This window comes from Streptomyces sp. (assembly GCF_035645055.1).
In the GTDB taxonomy this organism is placed as follows: domain Bacteria; phylum Actinomycetota; class Actinomycetes; order Streptomycetales; family Streptomycetaceae; genus Streptomyces.
On the sequence record NZ_DASQNH010000086.1, the window covers coordinates 25,857 to 40,268 of the forward strand.

Annotated in this window: 14 protein-coding genes and 2 pseudogenes; 8 read left to right on the forward strand and 8 right to left on the reverse strand. The window is 73.6% G+C overall.

All coding sequences use genetic code 11. The features are described 5' to 3' along the window. Positions 1–38 precede the first annotated feature (38 nt). A complete protein-coding gene (locus tag VE614_RS27905) occupies positions 39–833 on the reverse strand; it encodes a methyltransferase domain-containing protein (RefSeq protein ID WP_324943032.1) in 795 nt (264 codons plus the stop codon). Positions 834–1,038: 205 nt separating this feature from the next. Between VE614_RS27905 and VE614_RS27910 the strand changes: the two genes are divergently transcribed. After that, the gene (locus tag VE614_RS27910; RefSeq protein ID WP_324943035.1) at positions 1,039–2,166 is read left to right on the forward strand and encodes a magnesium and cobalt transport protein CorA; all 1,128 of its coding nucleotides are present in this window, start codon (positions 1,039–1,041) and stop codon (positions 2,164–2,166) included. A gap of 11 nt (positions 2,167–2,177) precedes the next feature. Here VE614_RS27910 and VE614_RS27915 read toward each other — a convergent pair whose 3' ends face one another. Both VE614_RS27915 and VE614_RS27920 read right to left on the reverse strand, forming a co-directional pair. After that, complete coding sequence (locus VE614_RS27915) at positions 2,178–2,597, reverse strand: CBS domain-containing protein (RefSeq protein ID WP_324943038.1); 420 nt, start codon at positions 2,595–2,597, stop codon at positions 2,178–2,180. Positions 2,598–2,830: 233 nt separating this feature from the next. Then, positions 2,831–3,484, reverse strand: a complete 654-nt coding sequence (locus VE614_RS27920) for a uridine kinase (RefSeq protein ID WP_324943040.1) — start codon at positions 3,482–3,484, stop codon at positions 2,831–2,833. 165 nt (positions 3,485–3,649) lie between these two features. Here VE614_RS27920 and VE614_RS27925 point away from each other — a divergent pair, with 165 nt between their 5' ends. From VE614_RS27925 to VE614_RS27935, 3 genes are all read left to right on the forward strand, one after another. Further along, a complete protein-coding gene (locus VE614_RS27925; RefSeq protein WP_324943043.1) occupies positions 3,650–4,351 on the forward strand; it encodes a DUF2293 domain-containing protein in 702 nt (233 codons plus the stop codon). A 204-nt stretch (positions 4,352–4,555) separates the two neighbouring features. Next, the gene (locus VE614_RS27930) at positions 4,556–5,035 is read left to right on the forward strand and encodes a DUF1772 domain-containing protein (RefSeq protein WP_324943046.1); all 480 of its coding nucleotides are present in this window, start codon (positions 4,556–4,558) and stop codon (positions 5,033–5,035) included. 144 nt (positions 5,036–5,179) lie between these two features. Then, positions 5,180–6,667 (forward strand): glutamate synthase subunit beta, encoded by a 1,488-nt coding sequence (locus tag VE614_RS27935; RefSeq protein WP_324943049.1) that lies wholly within the window; start codon positions 5,180–5,182, stop codon positions 6,665–6,667. A gap of 123 nt (positions 6,668–6,790) precedes the next feature. On the opposite strand, the gene VE614_RS27940 is transcribed toward VE614_RS27935, so the two are convergent. Beyond that, a complete protein-coding gene (locus VE614_RS27940; protein WP_324943232.1) occupies positions 6,791–7,276 on the reverse strand; it encodes a carboxymuconolactone decarboxylase family protein in 486 nt (161 codons plus the stop codon). A gap of 121 nt (positions 7,277–7,397) precedes the next feature. On the opposite strand from VE614_RS27940, the gene VE614_RS27945 reads away from it, so the two are divergent. Further along, positions 7,398–8,846 carry a PLP-dependent aminotransferase family protein gene (locus tag VE614_RS27945; RefSeq protein ID WP_324943052.1) on the forward strand — a complete coding sequence of 483 codons (1,449 nt, stop codon included), beginning with the start codon at positions 7,398–7,400 and terminating at the stop codon, positions 8,844–8,846. Between the two features lie 85 nt (positions 8,847–8,931). Here VE614_RS27945 and VE614_RS27950 read toward each other — a convergent pair. From VE614_RS27950 to VE614_RS27960, 3 genes and pseudogenes are all read right to left on the reverse strand, one after another. Then, positions 8,932–9,081 (reverse strand): annotated as a pseudogene (locus tag VE614_RS27950) (SAM-dependent methyltransferase); the annotation flags it as partial. 126 nt (positions 9,082–9,207) lie between these two features. After that, entirely contained in the window at positions 9,208–9,483 is a 276-nt protein-coding gene (locus VE614_RS27955; RefSeq protein WP_324943055.1) for a DUF397 domain-containing protein, read from the reverse strand. Beyond that, positions 9,484–10,344, reverse strand: a complete 861-nt coding sequence (locus VE614_RS27960; RefSeq protein WP_324943058.1) for a helix-turn-helix transcriptional regulator — start codon at positions 10,342–10,344, stop codon at positions 9,484–9,486. A gap of 244 nt (positions 10,345–10,588) precedes the next feature. Between VE614_RS27960 and VE614_RS27965 the strand changes: the two are divergent. From VE614_RS27965 to VE614_RS27975, 3 genes and pseudogenes are all read left to right on the forward strand, one after another. After that, positions 10,589–11,254, forward strand: a pseudogene (locus tag VE614_RS27965) (ATP-binding protein); the annotation flags it as partial. Between the two features lie 248 nt (positions 11,255–11,502). Beyond that, the gene (locus VE614_RS27970) at positions 11,503–11,940 is read left to right on the forward strand and encodes a hypothetical protein (protein WP_324943060.1); all 438 of its coding nucleotides are present in this window, start codon (positions 11,503–11,505) and stop codon (positions 11,938–11,940) included. Positions 11,941–12,147: 207 nt separating this feature from the next. After that, the gene (locus VE614_RS27975) at positions 12,148–14,010 is read left to right on the forward strand and encodes an ABC transporter ATP-binding protein (protein ID WP_324943235.1); all 1,863 of its coding nucleotides are present in this window, start codon (positions 12,148–12,150) and stop codon (positions 14,008–14,010) included. Positions 14,011–14,029: 19 nt separating this feature from the next. Here VE614_RS27975 and VE614_RS27980 read toward each other — a convergent pair whose 3' ends face one another. Then, positions 14,030–14,212 (reverse strand): hypothetical protein, encoded by a 183-nt coding sequence (locus VE614_RS27980; protein ID WP_324943063.1) that lies wholly within the window; start codon positions 14,210–14,212, stop codon positions 14,030–14,032. Between the last annotated feature and the right edge of the window lie 200 nt (positions 14,213–14,412).

The following is a 14,412-nucleotide window of genomic DNA, read 5'->3' on the forward strand; positions in this document are numbered from 1 at the left end:
CCGCCCTGGAAGGGGCCCAGGGACGATGCCCCCGCCCCTCACACCCGGCGCCCCCACGCCGAGATCATCGGCGGAGCGGCCAGGTCCATCGCGCCGGCGGCGATGTTCCCGAGGTGGCGGTCGATCTCCTGGGCGGTGGCGAGGCCCGCGGAGATCAGCTCGTCGCGGATCTGCCGGGTCGTCGTGGCCTCCAGCGCGGCGCAGGCCGACGAGGTGACGGGGAAGTACGCGTCTGCCTCGACGCGGCGCAGTCCGGCCGCGCGGAGCAGCCGTGGCAGGCCCCGCCCGAAGGCGAGGTCCGCGCCGCGCCCGGCGAGGAGCTGACGCAGTGCCTGGCGGAGCCGGTTCGCCAGCTGGTGCTCGGGGCCGTGCTCGTCGGGGCAGACGAGCGGCTGGAGGGCGAGGTCGAAATCCTCGACCAGCAGCCGTCCGCCGGGACGCAGTGCCTTGGCCATCGTCCGCAACGCGCGGGCGCAGTCGGGCACCTCGGCGAGCACCAGCCGGGCGTGGACGAGGTCGAACCCCTCCCCCGGCGGTTCCTCGACGCTCACGTCGTGGAGGCGGAGCTGCACCGGCGGGCGGGCGGGCACCGCGGCCCAGGAGGGGTCGAGGCCGGTCACGACGACCTTGCCGGTCGGACCGACCTTCTTGGCCAGCCAGGAGACGACGGTGGTACCGCCCGCGCCGACCTCCCAGCAGCGCCAGCCGGGGCCGACGCCGAACCCTTCCAGGTGCCGGAACGTCGTGGGGTCGAAGAGGGCGGCAAGGGCGGCGGACCGCTCCGCCGCCCCGGCCTGCCGGTGGTCCGGGAGATTCGCGTCGGTGAGCGTCATACCGAGATCATCCCACTTGTCCTACTTGTCCAGAGTGGCCGACGCTCCGAGGCTTCCCCCACCCTCCCCGAAGTCCCGTTGTCCACAAGCGGGAACAAAGCGGAATCCACGCCTTCCACAGGCTTTCCCGCCCTCGCTCAGCCACTGGCACACTGGCGCGACAGGCGCGGAAACGCGACGCGAGGATCCACGCGAGGAGATCCAGATGTCCATGGCAGGGAATCTGCGGAAGGTGACGAGTCTCGGCAGGGTCGGCGGCCTCCGCACGGTGGCACGGCTGGCCCGGCGGCGCCGGCCCGTCGACCTCAGTCACCCCGCCCGCTCCCCGCTGGGCTCCTCGGTCGTGAACTGCGTGGCGTACGAGGAGGGCGCCCGGGTCCCCCTCGGCGGCGACCTGGTCGACGCGGTGGAGCGGGTCCGCAAGCACGGTCGCGGTTTCGTCTGGCTCGGGCTGCACGAGCCGACGGTCCAGGAGTTCGCGGGCATCGCCGAGCTGTTCGACCTGCATCCGCTCGCGGTCGAGGACGCCATCGAGGCCCATCAGCGTCCGAAGGTGGAGCGGTACGGCGAGACGCTGTTCGCGGTGTTCAAGACGGTCTGCTACGTCGATCACGAGGTGCTGACGGCCACCAGCGAGGTGGTGGACACCGGCGAGATCATGGTGTTCGTCGGCGAGGACTTCGCGATCACCGTGCGCCACGGCCGGCACGGCTCGCTGGGCCCGCTGCGCGAGGACCTGGAGTCCCGGCCGGACCAGCTCGTCAAAGGGCCGTCAGCGGTGCTGCACGCGATCGCGGACAACGTCGTCGACGACTATCTCGGCGTCATCGACGCGGTCCACGCGGACATCGAGCAGGTCGAGACGGACGTCTTCGCGGAGGACGGTGCCCGGGCCGACCCGGGCCGCATCTACCAGCTCAAGCGGGAGTTGCTGGAACTGAAACGGGCCGTGGTCCCGCTCGGCCGGCCGCTGCTGGATCTCGCGGCCCGGCCGATACGGGTGGTGGACCCGGAGATACAGGCGTACTTCCGCGACGTCTCCGACCACCAGCTGCGCGCCGCGGAGCAGATCGCCGCCTTCGACGAACTGCTCAACTCGATCCTGCAGGCCCACCTCGCCCAGGTCACGGTCGCGCAGAACGAGGACATGCGGAAGATCACCGCGTGGGCCGCGATCGTCGCCGTGCCGACGATGGTGTGCGGGATGTACGGCATGAACTTCGACCACATGCCGGAGCTGCACTGGCGGTACGGCTACGGCATGGTCATCGGCGTCATATCGCTGGCGTGCCTGGCGCTGTACCGCGGCTTCCGGCGCAACGGCTGGCTCTGACCCCGCGGGCGTCAGCTCTTCGCGTAGACCCGCTCGGCCCACTCGGCGATCTGGTCCTCCGACAGATTCCGGACCAGGTCGGCCTCGCTGATCATGCCGACGAGGCGCTTGTTCTCGATGACGGGAAGGCGGCGGATCTGGTGATCCTCCATCTCCCGGAGCACCTCGCTGATGTCGGCGTCCGCCTCGATCCAGCGCGGCGTGCCCTGGGCCATCTCGCCCGCGGTGACCTTGGACGGGTCGCGGCCCATCGCCACGCAGCCCACGACGATGTCGCGGTCGGTGAGGATGCCGCAGAGCCGTTCGTTCTCGTCACTGATGGGCAGGGCGCCGACGCCCAGTTCACGCATCAGCTGGGCGGCGCGGTCCAGGGTCTCGTGGGCGGGGATCCACTGCGCACCGCGGTGCATGATGTCTCCGGCAGTGGTCATGAGGTACCTCCCGGTGCCGGACGGCCGGCGCGGCGCAGGGGGCACCGCTGGTCCCGGCGACCTTCATTCTGACCGCGCCCGCCGGCACCCGCACCCGGAGCGGGAGAGCGGCCGGAGCCCTCCGGATCGGCGCCGGGCAGGGTGGTCAGCCCCTCCACGCCGGATGGCCAGCACCTCCACGCCGGATGGCCAGCCCCTCCACGCCGGATGGCCAGCCGCTCCGCACGGGGCGGTCAGCCGCTCCATGCCGGGTGACGCGGATCGTCCGCCCGGACCAGGACGTCGGCCGTACCGGCGGGGTCGGTCTCGTCCTCGTAGCGCTCGAAGGCGGGAAGGGTCCAGCGGTCGGATTCGGGGGTGCGGCGGCGCAGGGCGCCCGGTGAGAGGAGGAGATGGACGGTCAGATCGAAGGGGAACCAGTGCCTCAGGAGGAGCGGCCCGTGCAGCAACAGCAGGCCGCCGGGCGGGAGTCGGATGTAAGGGCTGCGCGTGGCGCGGTCGGTCTCCGGGTCCCACAGATCGGGCAGGACCCGGCCGTCGCCGCCCGGTTCGAGCGGCCCGAAGACCTCGCGCCACAGCGCCCCGGTGTCGAGCCAGCCGTCGTAATAGGCCTCCACGTCCCGGTGGCCGTGCTCCAGCCGGAGGGAGGCGGGGCGCAGAAAGCCCTCCGCGCCGACGACGAGGGAGGGGCGGCCGCGCAGGCGCAGTGCCTCGTGGACACGCTCGGCGAGGTCCCCGGGCCGGGCCGCCGGGGCGCCGTCGAAGGCGATGCGCGGCCAGGGGCTGCCGTCGCCGGGCTTGTCACCGGGCTTCAGGTCGAGCAGCCGCTCGGCCAGAAGATCGCCGAGCCGGTCCCAGGTGATCGGTTCGAGTCGCACACGGCCCATGATGCGTCACGGGGCGGTCGGCACGGCCGGAGACCCGTCCCGCCGACGAGCCCGGCGGACGGCGGGCAGTTCGGGGGTGTCCTCCCTCATCGGGCCGGAGGAGGATGCCGGACCGGCGTGCGGTCGGCGGCGTGGCGCACGGGGGTGCGAGGGCATGAACCGGGTATGGCCGCCGTCTCCACGACTCCCCAGGCGCACCCAGGACTTCTCGCCGTCCAGCCGCTGAAGCGCAAGCGGTGTGCCGCGTGCCGGCGCGGCCCGCTGCCGCTGCTCGTCCTGGAGGGCGGAGCGCCGCGCTGCCTGGACTGCGCCGACCTCGGGCACCTGGTGTTCCTGCCGCGCGGCGACACGGCGCTGACCCGCAGGGCGCGCGAGGAGAGCGGGCTGTCGGTGGTGGTCGTACGGTTCAACCGGCGCAAGGGGCGCTACGAGCGGCAGGGCGTGCTCGTGGAGGCGACGGGGCTCGCCCGGGCCGAGCGGCGCTGCCTGGCGGACGCGGAGCTGCGGCGCCTGCGGCGGACGCGGGACGCGCGACGGCGCGCGGAGCGGGACGCGCGGTTCGCCTCGGCGTTCGCGACGGAGATACGGCGGCTGTTCCCCGCCTGCCCGGCCGAGCGGGCGCGGGAGATCGCCGCGCACGCCTCGGTGCGGGGCAGCGGACGGGTGGGCCGCAGCGCGGCGGGCCGGGCCCTGTCCGAGGCGGCGGTGGTCTCGGCGGTCGTGGCCTCCGTACGGCATCGGGACACGCCCTACGACCGGCTGCTCATGGACGGTGTGCCCCGGCACGTGGCGCGCGGGCGGATCGCGGCGGCCGTGGAGACGGTGCTCCGGGCCTGGCGGGAGGCGGAGACCGAATCAGCCGGGTGAGGCCGCGAAGCCGAAGCGGCGAGGGCCGGCGGTGTGCGGCGGGCGGTGCGGCGGGGGGGGTGGTGGACGCTCGCTCATGGGAGTGCGGCGCTCGGGCATGGCCCGGGGGTCCGGGTCCGGCTTGACTGGGAGGGCAGTCGGCGAGAGCGGACCGGACGGTGGCCCGACGGTGGCCGGACGGTCCCGGCGGGGGATGAGGACAACATGATCGACGGACCGTTTTTCGTGCTCACGGTGCTGGGAGTGCTCGGGACCGGCCTGGTGGCCGGCGTCTTCTGCGCCTTCTCCACCTTCGTGATGCGCGGGCTGGCCGCTCTCCCGCCCGCGCAGGGCGCCGCCGCGATGCAGGCGGTCAACGCGGCGGCGGTGCGGCCGGCCTTCATGGCCGTCTTCCTCGGATCCGCGGTGCTGTGCGCGGTGATCGCCGTGGTGACGTTCGCGCTGTGGCCGCGGGAGGGCGCGGTGGAACTGCTGCTGGGCAGCGCGCTGTATCTGTTCGGCTCCTTCGGGGTCACGGTGGTCGCCAACGTGCCGCGCAACGCCGCCCTGGGGCGGCTGCGGCCGGATACGGCGGAGGCCGCCGCGTACTGGTCGTCGTACCTGCGCGAGTGGGCGGTGTGGAACCACGCCCGGACGGTCGCCTCGGCCGCCGCCGCGCTCGCGTACGTGCTGGCGCTCACCTGACCGGGGAACCTGGAGGACCCGCTCTCCGCCCCTCCTGCGCACCCGGCAAACGGGACGTATCGTGTCCGAAGGAGTGCCGCCGATGCCGCACGGCCGTCGCACGCGTGCGCGAGATCGTACGCCAGGAAGCGTAGGGAGACGGCCATGGCCGATCCCAAGGGATTCATGACCACACCCCGCCGGGACTGGCCCCGCCGCCCCGTCACGCAACGGGTGCGGGACTGGAACGAGGTGTACGTCCCGGGCGCGCTGCTGCCCCTCATCGGCGAGCAGGCCGACCGCTGCATGGACTGCGGCGTCCCGTTCTGCCACCACGCCTGCCCGCTGGGCAATCTGATCCCCGAGTGGAACGACCTGGTCGCCCGCGCGGACTGGCGGGACGCGGCCGACCGGTTGCACGCCACGAACAACTTCCCCGAGTTCACCGGCCGGTTGTGCCCGGCGCCGTGCGAGGCGGGATGTGTGCTCGCCATCAACCAGCCGGCCGTGACCATCAAGAACGTGGAGTGCGCGATCGCCGACCGCGCCTGGGAGGAGGGGTTCACACCGCCGCGTCCGCCGGACCGGCTGTCCGGGCGGACGGTCGCGGTGATCGGCTCGGGCCCCACCGGGCTGGCCGCCGCCCAGCAGCTCACCCGGGCGGGGCACACGGTCGCCGTGTACGAGAAGGACGACCGGCTCGGCGGTCTGATGCGCTACGGCATCCCCGAGTTCAAGATGGAGAAGCACCACCTGGAGCGGCGGCTGGAGCAGATGCTGGCCGAGGGGACGAGGTTCCGCACCTCCACGGCGGTCGGGCGGGACGTCGACGCGGCGGAGCTGCGGGCCCGCTACGACGCCGTGGTGATCGCCACCGGGGCCACGGCATGGCGGGAACTGCCGCTGCCGGGGAGGGAGTTGGCCGGGGTGCACCAGGCGATGGAGTATCTGCCGCTGGCCAACCGGGTGTGCGAGGGCGATCTGGAGACCTCGCCGCTGTCCGCCGCCGGGAAGCACGTGGTGATCGTCGGCGGCGGTGACACGGGAGCCGACTGCCTGGGCACGGCCCTGCGGGAGGGCGCCGCGTCCGTGACCCAGCTGGACATCTACGCCCAGCCGGGCAGCGAGCGCGACGTGGACACCGAGCCCTGGCCGACGTACCCGCGGATCTACCGGCTGTCCGCCGCGCACGAGGAGGCCGGAGCACTGCGCACCGCACCGGCGGCGGACGCGGACGCCCGGCTGTTCGCGGCGTCGACGCTGCGCCTGACGGGCGACGCGGACGGGCATGTGCGCGCGCTCCATCTCGTCGAGGTGGACGCGCAGCGCCGCCCGCGGCCCGGGACCGGCCGGGCACTCCCCGCCGACCTGGTGCTGCTCGCCCTCGGCTTCTCCGGGCCGGACCGGGACGACGGCATCGTCGATCAGCTCGGGCTGACACTGGATCCGCGCGGCACCCTCGCCCGGGACGGCGGCTTCGCGACCGGTGTGCCGGGAGTCTTCGCGGCCGGGGACGCCGCCCGAGGGCAGTCGCTGATCGTGTGGGCGATCGCGGAGGGGCGGGCGGTCGCCGCGGCCGTCGACCGCCATCTGACGGGAAGCACCCGCCTGCCGGCACCGATCGGGCCGTACGACCGGCCGATGAGCGTGTAACGGGCGCCGGGGCCGTCCGTTGCGGCGATCCTGCCTCCGCGCGCGGCCCGGAGCGGGGCGCCGGCGGTGGCGTTCCCGCACGGCGGATTCCCGGCCGGCGCGCAGCCGGGGGCGGCGAGGCGCTCAGCGGCTGCGTTCGTCCGTGCCCGCGCGCTTCGCCGTGGCCAGGGCGACCCGGTTCCAGGTGTTGATCGCGAAGATCAGCGCCAGCACCTGGCCCAGTTCCTCCTCGTCGAAGTGGGCCGCGGCCTCGGCGTAGACCTCGTCCGGGACGCCGTGGCCGGCCACCAGGGTCACGGCCTCCGTCAGGGCGAGGGCGGCCTGCTCCCGCGCGGTGAAGAAGTGCCGGGCCTCGCGCCATACGGCGACCATGTGCAGCCGCTCCTCGCTCTCGCCGGCCCGGCGCGCGTCGCTCGTGTGCATATGGAGGCAGTACGCGCAGTGGTTGAGGTGCGAGGCGCGGATCTGGATCAGTTCGACCAGGGCCGGGTCCAGGCCCGCGCGGGCGGCGGCGTCGAAGCCGACGAGGGCGCGGAAGGCCTTGGGGGCGGAGCGGGCGAAGTCCAGGCGGGGCCGCTGCCCGGCGGCGGCCTCAGCCGTCCCGGCCATGTGCACGTTGTGCGCGTTCCGCGGAGTCTGCGTGTTCTGCGGGGTCTGCGTGTTCTGCGGGGTCTGCGTCGTCATGGCTTCAACCTATGGCTCCCAAAGACCGGGGGTAGGGTGCATTTCCATGGCTGATTCGTGGGTCAATGAGGCGGAGCGGATCGGCGCTGATCTGCACCTGGAGCTGTCGGGTCCGGGCGGGCGGCGGGCCGCGCTCATCCGGGCGCTGCGCGAGGCCGTACGCAGCGGACGGCTGGCGCCCGGCACCCGGCTGCCGCCCTACCGTTCGCTCGCCGCCGACCTGGGCGTCGCCCGCAACACGGTGGCCGACGCCTACGCCGAACTCGTCGCGGAGGGCTGGCTGACCGCCCGTCAGGGCTCCGGCACCCGGGTCGCCGACCGGGCCGAACCTCTCAAGGGCGCCGCGCGGGTGCCCAAAAAGGCACCTCCACGCGCGCGTGGCCCCCGCTACGACCTGCGCCAGGGCACCCCGGACGTGTCGGCGTTCCCCCGCGCGGACTGGCTCGCCTCCTATCGCCGCGCCCTTCAGCAGGCTCCCAACGAGGTGTTCGGGCCCGGCGATCCGGCGGGCCGCCGGGAGCTGCGCGAGGCGCTGACCGAGTACCTGGCACGCGCGCGCGGGGTACGCACCACGCCGGAGCGCATCGTCATCTGCTCCGGCTTCGCCCACGCCCTGCGGCTGCTGTTCCAGCAGAGCGGCCCCGGCGGGGGTGCGGCCGTCCTGCGGGGTCCGCTGGCCGTCGAGTCGTACGGGCTCGGCTTCCACCGTGATCTGCTGACCGCGGCCGGCGTGCGCACGGTCCCGCTGCCCCTTGACGAGGACGGCGCGCGGGTCGACCTGCTGGCGCGCGAGCGGGCCGTACTGCTCACGCCCGCGCACCAGTTCCCCACCGGCGGGCCGCTGCACCCGGCTCGCCGGGCCGCCGTGGTCGACTGGGCACGCGCGCGTGGAGGGGTGGTTCTGGAGGATGACTACGACGGTGAGTTCCGCTACGACCGCAAGCCCGTCGGCGCGGTCCAGGGCCTCGATCCGGAGCGGGTGATCTACCTCGGCTCGGTCAGCAAGAGCCTGTCGCCGGCGCTGCGGCTGGGCTGGATGGTGCTGCCGGAGCGGTACGTCGACGGCGTTCTCGCGGCCAAGGGCGAGCGGGAGGCGTGGGCGAGCGTGCTCGACCAGCTGAGCCTCGCCGACTTCCTCGCCCGTGGGGCGTACGACCGTCATGTGCGCCGGATGCGGCAGCGCTACCGGAGCCGCCGGGACCGGCTCGTGGCCGCGCTCGCCGAGCGGGCGCCGCACATCGGGGTCACGGGCGTCGCGGCGGGTCTGCACGCCGTGCTGCGGCTGCCGCCGGGCACCGAGCGGTCCGCCGTCAAGGCGGCCACATGGCAGGGCATCGCCCTTGACGGGCTGACCGAGTTCCGCCACCCGGAGGCCGCCACGGCGGCGCCGGACGGACTCGTCTCGGACGGGCTCGTCGTGGGCTACGCGACGCCCTCCGAGCACGCGTACACGGCCGCGCTGGAGGCGCTGTGCGGGGTGCTGCCGCCGGCGTGAGGCGAGCGGCAGCGGCGAACGGCGCTCCGCGCGGAAGCGCCCCCACACGGGAAGCGACCCACTCGGGAGGCGCCCCACTCGGGAGGCGCCCCCGGGTCCGGGCGAGCATCTGCCGGCCCATCTCCTCGTCGACGGGGCAGTTGTCCTTGCCGCCGAGATACCAGTCGTACATCCGCGCGGGATGCGGCTTGGCGGTGTCGGTCCGGATGGCGCCGGCGGGGTCCCGCCCGGTCATACGGCACTCCGTAGGCGTCTGGGGGCGCACAGGGCGTGCTGGGCGATCAGTTCGGTACCGAGAGAAGGAGGTCGACCGGAAGAATCAGGCAGGGCACAGGCGGCGAAGAAGAGAGAACGGGCCGGATCACGACAGCAGGAAGTCCGCCACCCCCGCCTTGGCCCCTTCGATGAACGCCGTCATCTCGTCGGCTGTGTAGATCAGCGCCGGCCCGTCCGGGTCGGTGGACTGCCGGACGGCGATCCGGCCGTCGGCGAGCTTCATCGCCTCCAGGCAGTTGCCCCCGTTGCCGCCGCTCCACGGCTTGTGCCAGCCCTCGCTGCCCAGCTCCCGCGCGGGCATGCCGTTGTAGATCCGCTCCGCGCGGACCCTCGGCTGGGGCTGGGACGTGATGCGATCCATTCACAGCTCCTTGCGGAGATCCCGCAGGATCTCCTTCGTGCGTTGTGCCGTGGCGGCCTGCGCCGCCATGCGGTCCATGACCTCCAGGTGGGTCGCCACCTCGGGGCGCGCGTCGAGGTAGACGGCGCCGGTCAGGTACTCGCTGTAGACCATGTCCGGCAGTTCGGGCATGGCGAATCGGAACAGCACGAAGGGCCCGTAGGTGCCGGGATGCGGCCCCGTGGAGAACGGGACGACCTGCAACGTCACATGGGGCAGCTTCGTGGCGTCGAGCAGCTTGTCGATCTGCGCGCGCATCACCTCCGGCCCGCCGACCGGACGGCGCAGCGCCGTCTCGTCCATCACCATCCACAGCCGGGGGGCGTCCGGCCGGGTGAGCAGTTCCTGTCGTCGCATGCGCAGGGCGACATGCCGCTCGATGTCCTCGGGGCGGGTCTGGCCGACGGCCCCCGAGGTGAGCACCCCGCGCGCGTAGTCCTCGGTCTGGAGCAGACCGGGGACGAAGTGCGGTTCGTAGCTGCGGATGAGGCTGGCGGCGCCCTCCAGGCTGACGTACATGGAGAACCAGCCGGGCAGGATGTCGTGGAAGCGCTGCCACCAGCCGGGCCGGTTGGCGTCCTCGGCCAGCCGGACGAACGCCTCGGCCTCGTCGTCGGGGACGCCGTAGGCCTTCAGGAGCAGTTGGACGTACGGAATCTTGAGCGCGACCTCGGCGGTCTCCATACGGCGGACCGTGGCGGGGGCGACATGGAGGACGCGGGCGGCCTCCTCGCGCTTGAGACCCGCGCGTTCCCGCAGGTCCTGTAGGCGCCGGCCGAGGACGACCTGGCCGACCGTCGGCGCGGACCGCGGCTCGCTCACGCTCCACCCACCTCCAGTAAGGGATTCCGGACAGCCCGGCGGCGCCAATCGAAGACCTATTCGAAGGTCTGAACCGGCCAGAGCTGGCCGATCGACACCGGCCGAAAGCCGGTGCAAACCAGCCATAATCAGGCGGTACTGACCTTCGACGATCCCAAGTGGCGCCGCTCGACGTGCTGTTGCGAGCAGTGTGCCATGGCCGTTCAGAGAGTCACACCGCACTCTGCAATTTTCAGAGTGACACTTGCCAAGTGTTCACGCCGGGGAGATAGTGGCAAGCGTGATTCCGTCCGCGCCCTTAGGAACAGACGCCACCGCAGGCCGCCCGTTCGGCCTGGGTGCCGATGGGGGTTTCCCCGCTCGGCCCTGGTCGAGCGCGGGGGAGGCAGCCGTCCCCTCCGGGGGCGCCGCCGAGCGCCGGTTCCGCTTCGAACTGGCCGCGCACCCGGGCTCTCCCGCGCAGGCCAGACGCCTGACCCGGGCCCGGCTGACCGGCTGGTCGGTCTGCGAGGACACCTGTGACTCGGCCGCCCTTGTGGTGTCCGAGCTGGTCACCAACGCCATCGTGCACACCGCGAGCGACGTCGTCGTCTGCGAGCTGCACGACGGTGACGACCTGGTGCGCATAGCGGTGCGCGACCAGGGATGCGCGCCCGGCGAGCCCTGTCCGTCCCCCCAACGGCCCGACGAGGAGCACGGGAGGGGGCTGCTTCTCGTCGACGCCCTGAGCCATGCCTGGGGCGCCCAGGAGCAGGGGCCCGGCGGTCTGCTGGTCTGGGCCGAGCTGCCCCGCCAGGCGGAGGCCCCTCACCCGGCCGAGGCGCCGCGCGCCGACCTGGGCTGGGGCGCCCGCCCCAAGCCGGACCGCTCGGACGGCGGCGCGGGCGAGGAGGACGAGGCGGAGGCGCAGGACCTGATGGCGGACGACGAGCAGGGCCGTACCCCGGCGCCGCCGCAGGCCCGTACCCCGGCGCCGCCGCAGGCCCGTACGCCCGCCGCACCGCACGACCACACCCCGGCCCCCGCGCATGCCCGCACGTCCGCCGCGGCACACGGCCGTGGCGCACCGGAGCACTCCTCCACCCGGCCCGAGTCACACCATCGAACGGGGGCCCCGGGAGTCCCCCCGTTCGGGCGGGGCCGCGCCTGGGGGAGCGTGTGACGCCCGCGTCCGGCGGCGGGCAGGTGCGCAATCTGGACACGCTGATCCGCCTGGGACGCGGGCTGTCCACGCCCGGTACGCCCGCTGCGCCCGGCCGGCTGAGCGTCCCCGACGGGATGAGCGCCCCGCTGGGCTGTGACGCGGTCGGGATGCCCGCCCGCTTCGGCCCGCAGGTGGTGCCCCGGCTGCCCCGCGTGGGATGCGTGTACGCCGGCGACGCGCACTGGTGGTGGCTGGTCCCGTCCGACTCCGACTACGCCCTGGAGTGGCCCGCCCCCGCGCGGTACGTGATCGGCGCGGTCGTCCCCGACGCCCCGCGTCTCATCCGCCGGCCGGACGGCGAGCTGCCGTACACCCCGCCGATACCCCTGTACCTGACCCTGTGCCGGCTCACCGGGACCACACCGAGCTGGTCACAGGTGGTCAGCGCGTAGCGCCGCCCCGGCGCGGACCACGCGGCGCACGCCCGCGCACCCTCGCCCCACCGCGTTGCGCCCTGCCCCGCGACGGTCCACGCCGCGATAGTGGCCCTTCGTGGGGACCCGGGGAGGCGGACGGTGGGGACGAAGGGCGACGGAACGCGGACGGAGCAGCCGTCCGACTCGGAGCGGCTGCTGTTCGGCGGCCCCCTGCGCTACGACATGGGCTGGAACCAGCACTCCGACGCGTTCCTGGAACTGACCTTCCGGGCGATGGTCCGGCGGCTGCCCGCCCTGCTCTCCGCCAGCCTGCGCCTGGCCCGCCAGGCCGACCGCCGCGCCGCGCGGATCGTGCTGGCCGCCGAGACCGGCCGGGGCGCGGCCCAGGCGGTGAGCCTGCTCGCGGTGAACAGCGCGCTCGGCGGTCTGATGGGCGGCGGCCCGATCGAGGACCGCTTGCGCGGCGCCGTTCCGGCCCTCGCCGTCATGGCCGTCGTACTGCTGGTGAGCGCCCTGCTGCGGGCCGTGTCGACGTACGCCACCGGCCGGCTGGAGCCCAAGGTCGAACGGGTGGCGACCGAGCTGTACCTGGAGCGGGCCGCGGCCGTGGAGCTGGCCGCCATCGAGGACCACACCTTCCACAAGCTGCTCGACACCGCGCAGTACGGCGCCGCCTCCGCCCGGCGGATGATCATGTACGGCACCCGCGTGGTGAACGCGATGATCTCCCTGATCGCGGCGGCCGGTGTGCTGACCGTGCTGCATCCCCTGCTGCTGCCGCTCCTCGTCACCATGACGCTGCCCAGCGCCTGGAGCGCGCTGACCAACGCCCGGCGGCGCTACGAGTCCTTCCACACCTGGGTGCAGCACGCGCGCGCGGGGCACCTGATCAGCGGACTGCTCACGGAACCGGCCGCCGCCCCGGAGATCCGGCTGCACGGCGTCGGTCCCTTTCTGCTGCGCCACTTCCGCGCGATGTCGGAGTCGGCGGAGGCCGAGCAGGCCCGGCTGGCCCGGCTGGCGGCCCGCACCGGCCTGATCGCGGCGGCCTGGACGGGTCTCGCCGCGGTGGCGACGTACGCCACGCTCGGCGGTCTGCTGCTCGCCGGGGCGATGTCCCTGGCGGTGGCCGGTACGGCCGTGATCGCCGTGCGCACCGGCTCCGCCAGCCTGGACTCACTGGTCCTGGAGGTGAACCAGCTGCACGAGGAGGCGCTGTTCGTGGGCGATCTGGAACGCCTGTACGCGGAGGCGGCCAAGCGGGCGATCCCGGCCGGCGGTACGGCCCTGCCGGAGGATCCGCGCGAGATCCGCTTCGAGAACGTCACGTTCGGCTATCCGGGCGAGTCCGCGCGGCCCGCCCTCGACGACATCACGCTCACCGTGCCGCTCGGCCGGATCGTCGCCCTGGTCGGCGAGAACGGCTCCGGCAAGACCACCCTGGTCAAGCTGCTGGCCGGTCTGTACACCCCGGACCGGGGCCGCATCCTGTGGGACGGCGTGGACGCGGCGACCGCGGACCGGCGGCTGCTGGCCGAGCGGATCGCGATGGTGGCGCAGGACTTCAAGCGCTGGCCGTTCACGGCGCGGGTGAACGTCGCCGTGGGCCGCCCGTCCGTCCCGGTGGCCGAGGAGCGGCTCGCGGCGGCGGTCGAGGAGGCCGGCGCCGAGGAGGTGATCGCGGGTCTGCCGCGAGGTCTGGACACCTTGCTGGCCCGTCACTTCAGCGGCGGGCACGAGCTGTCCGGCGGGCAGTGGCAGCGGCTGGGCATCGCCCGCGCGGCCTACCGGCGCGGCGGCATCCTGATCGTGGACGAGCCGACGGCGGCCCTCGACGCCCGCGCCGAGCTGGAGGTGTTCGAGAGGATCCGGGCCCTGGCCGGGACCGGTCAGACCGTCGTCCTCATCACCCACCGGCTGGCGTCCGTCCGTCACGCGGACCTGGTGCACGTTCTGGAGCAGGGCCGGCTCGTGGAGTCGGGCACCCCGGACGAGCTGCTGGCCAAGGGCGGCCTCTACGCCGAGCTGTACGGGCTGCAGGCGGAGCAGTTCACCGCGCGGGTGCCCGCCCCGAAGGCGGGCTGATCCCGCTCGTCTCGTGCGCTCACGCGGCGGCGTCCGCGGTGGCCTTCTCGCGGACGATCACCAGGAACGTGTCCGTGGCGAGATCCATGACGACCTCGGCCGGCAGACCCTCCGCGCGCCGTGCGTGCGCGAACTCCTCGGCCGGCCACGAACCGCGAGGACCCCCGGCGGGAAAGCGCTCGATCACCGTTCGCTCGTTCACCCTGCACCTCCAGAAAGCGTCGTACGTGTACGAGTTAACGCCTGCCGGAGGCCAAACGCCTCGTTCATGACGTGACCGAGATGCAGTTGACATCCTTTCACCACTGGCGGTCAGCCGCCTCACGGGAAACAGATGTCCCGGCCGCCCGGACGCGAGGGCTTTCTCGGCCAGGTATCGAAGCGTCTTTTCGGCCAGGCGCC

Coding starts and splice junctions, on each gene's coding strand:
- VE614_RS27905 (WP_324943032.1), bottom strand. CDS start 833: ATGACGCTCACCGACGCGAATCTCCCGGACCACCGGCAGGCCGGGGCG.
- VE614_RS27910 (WP_324943035.1), top strand. CDS start 1,039: ATGTCCATGGCAGGGAATCTGCGGAAGGTGACGAGTCTCGGCAGGGTC.
- VE614_RS27915 (WP_324943038.1), bottom strand. CDS start 2,597: ATGACCACTGCCGGAGACATCATGCACCGCGGTGCGCAGTGGATCCCC.
- VE614_RS27920 (WP_324943040.1), bottom strand. CDS start 3,484: ATGGGCCGTGTGCGACTCGAACCGATCACCTGGGACCGGCTCGGCGAT.
- VE614_RS27925 (WP_324943043.1), top strand. CDS start 3,650: ATGGCCGCCGTCTCCACGACTCCCCAGGCGCACCCAGGACTTCTCGCC.
- VE614_RS27930 (WP_324943046.1), top strand. CDS start 4,556: ATGATCGACGGACCGTTTTTCGTGCTCACGGTGCTGGGAGTGCTCGGG.
- VE614_RS27935 (WP_324943049.1), top strand. CDS start 5,180: ATGGCCGATCCCAAGGGATTCATGACCACACCCCGCCGGGACTGGCCC.
- VE614_RS27940 (WP_324943232.1), bottom strand. CDS start 7,276: ATGGCCGGGACGGCTGAGGCCGCCGCCGGGCAGCGGCCCCGCCTGGAC.
- VE614_RS27945 (WP_324943052.1), top strand. CDS start 7,398: ATGGCTGATTCGTGGGTCAATGAGGCGGAGCGGATCGGCGCTGATCTG.
- VE614_RS27955 (WP_324943055.1), bottom strand. CDS start 9,483: ATGGATCGCATCACGTCCCAGCCCCAGCCGAGGGTCCGCGCGGAGCGG.
- VE614_RS27975 (WP_324943235.1), top strand. CDS start 12,148: ATGGGCTGGAACCAGCACTCCGACGCGTTCCTGGAACTGACCTTCCGG.